This is a genomic window from Blastomonas sp. (assembly GCF_041747255.1).
Taxonomy (GTDB): Bacteria; Pseudomonadota; Alphaproteobacteria; order Sphingomonadales; family Sphingomonadaceae; genus Blastomonas.
The window spans coordinates 1-1,884 of record NZ_JBGTFM010000489.1; the positions used below are offsets into that span (position 1 = coordinate 1).

2 protein-coding genes are annotated in these 1,884 nt (G+C 65.4%); one reads left to right on the top strand and one right to left on the bottom strand.

Translation table 11 applies throughout. The annotated features are described in order from the left end of the window. Positions 1-165: 165 nt before the first annotated feature. The gene (gene tyrS / locus ACEW8G_RS16235; RefSeq protein WP_373489433.1) at positions 166-1,446 is read right to left on the bottom strand and encodes a tyrosine--tRNA ligase; all 1,281 of its coding nucleotides are present in this window, start codon (positions 1,444-1,446) and stop codon (positions 166-168) included. Positions 1,447-1,509: 63 nt separating this feature from the next. Between tyrS and ACEW8G_RS16240 the strand changes: the two genes are divergently transcribed. After that, the coding region (locus tag ACEW8G_RS16240; protein ID WP_373489434.1) for an anhydro-N-acetylmuramic acid kinase at positions 1,510-1,884 on the top strand (375 nt) is incomplete at its 3' end.

Consider the following 1,884-nt stretch of genomic DNA (forward strand, 5'->3'; position numbering starts at 1 on the left):
ATGACCTCGCGCAGCGCCCGCGGGGGCGGCTCGACGGGTGCTGCCTGGCTCACGTTGATGAGCGGCCGGTCGGGCGGGAAGGTGACGCCTTCGAGCCAGCGCCGCGCCTCCATCACCGGCGGCGCGAAGGTGTTGGCAGTCCGGGGCAGGGCAGTGCGCGGCCTGTCAGTCATCCAGCTTCACCAGTGCGTGCCGCTTCTTCCCGGCGGACAGCTTGATCGGACTTTCCAGTGCGGCGACGTCGATCATCAGTCCCGCATCGGTCAATGGCGCATCGTCGATCCGCGCGCCATTCTCGGCGATCAGCCGCTTGGCCTCCTTGCCGGACTTCGCGAGCCCGGACCGGACGATGAGCTGCACGATGGAAATGCCAGCCGCCACCTCGTCCGGCGAGAGCTTTAATGTGGGTAGGGCTGACGCCACGCCAACCTCGGTTCGAATCTCGGCGGGTACTGCTGTACCGAAAAGGCTTCGTGCCGTGGCTTCCGCTTCCTGCGCCGCCTCCGCGCCATGGCAGAGCGTCGTGGCTTCGCGGGCCAGCACGATCTTGGCCTCGTTGATCTCCGCGCCCGCCAGCGCGCCCAGCCTCTCGCACTCCTCCACCGGCAGTTCGGTGAAGATCTTCAGGAATCGTCCAACGTCCGCATCCGTGCAGTCGCGCCAGAACTGCCAGAAATCGTAAGGGCTCAGCATGTCCGCGTTCAGCCACACCGCCCCGCCCGCGCTCTTGCCCATCTTGCGGCCGTCCGACGTGGTCAGCAGCGGCGTGGTCAGCCCAAAGACCTCCCGCTCCAGCACCCGGCGCGTGAGGTCGACGCCGTTCACGATGTTGCCCCACTGGTCCGACCCGCCCATCTGCAACGTGCAGCCATAGCGGCGGTTCAGCTCCAGAAAATCGTAAGCCTGCAGGATCATGTAGTTGAATTCGAGGAAGGACAGGCTCTGCTCCCGGTCCAGCCGGGATTTCACGCTCTCGAAGCTCAGCATCCGGTTCACGCTGAAATGCCGCCCGATATCGCGCAGGAAATCGAGGTAGTTCAAGCCGTCGAGCCATTCGGCATTGTCGATCATCATCGCATCGGTCGGGCCGTCGCCATAGGTGAGGTAAGCCGAGAACACCGCGCGGATGCCCGCGATGTTGTCGGCGATCTGGTCCGGCCCCAGCAGCGGGCGCTCCTCGGCGCGGAACGACGGATCGCCGACCTTGGTCGTGCCGCCGCCCATCAGGGTGATCGGCTTGTTGCCGGTCTTTTGCAGCCAGCGCAGCATCATGATCTGGATCAGGCTGCCCACATGCAGCGACTTGGCGGTGGCGTCGAAGCCGATATAGCCCGGCTGCGCCCCCTTGAGCAGCGCCGCGTCGAGCCCCTGATAATCGGTGCAGTCGGCGAGAAAGCCACGCTCCGTCATGACGGTGATGAAATCCGATTTGGGATGATAGGTCATGGCTTGCCTCGGGGGATTGTTGCGGGGCAATCTATAGGGGTTTGGACAGGCAAGGAAAAGGCCATGAATGAGGCCATCGCAATGGCGGGCAGGATGCGCGCGCTCGGGGCGATGTCGGGCACGTCGCTTGACGGTGTGGATGCGGCTTTCCTCGATACCGACGGGTGCGATATCTTCGGCTTCGGCGACACCGGCTATCGCAGCTATTCGCAGGCCGAGCGACGCGTGATCGCGGCGGGTTTCGGGAAGTGGCACGGGGCAGATGTTGATGCGGCGCAGGCCGTGGTGCAGGCCGCGCATCTGGAATTGCTGGGGGGTATGAAGGGGGCGGAGATCATCGGGTTTCATGGCCAAACGCTGGCCCATGCGCCGCGCGCGCAGGGCACGTTGCAGGTCGGCGACGGGGCCGCGCTGGCGCGCGCTCTGGGCGTGCCGGTG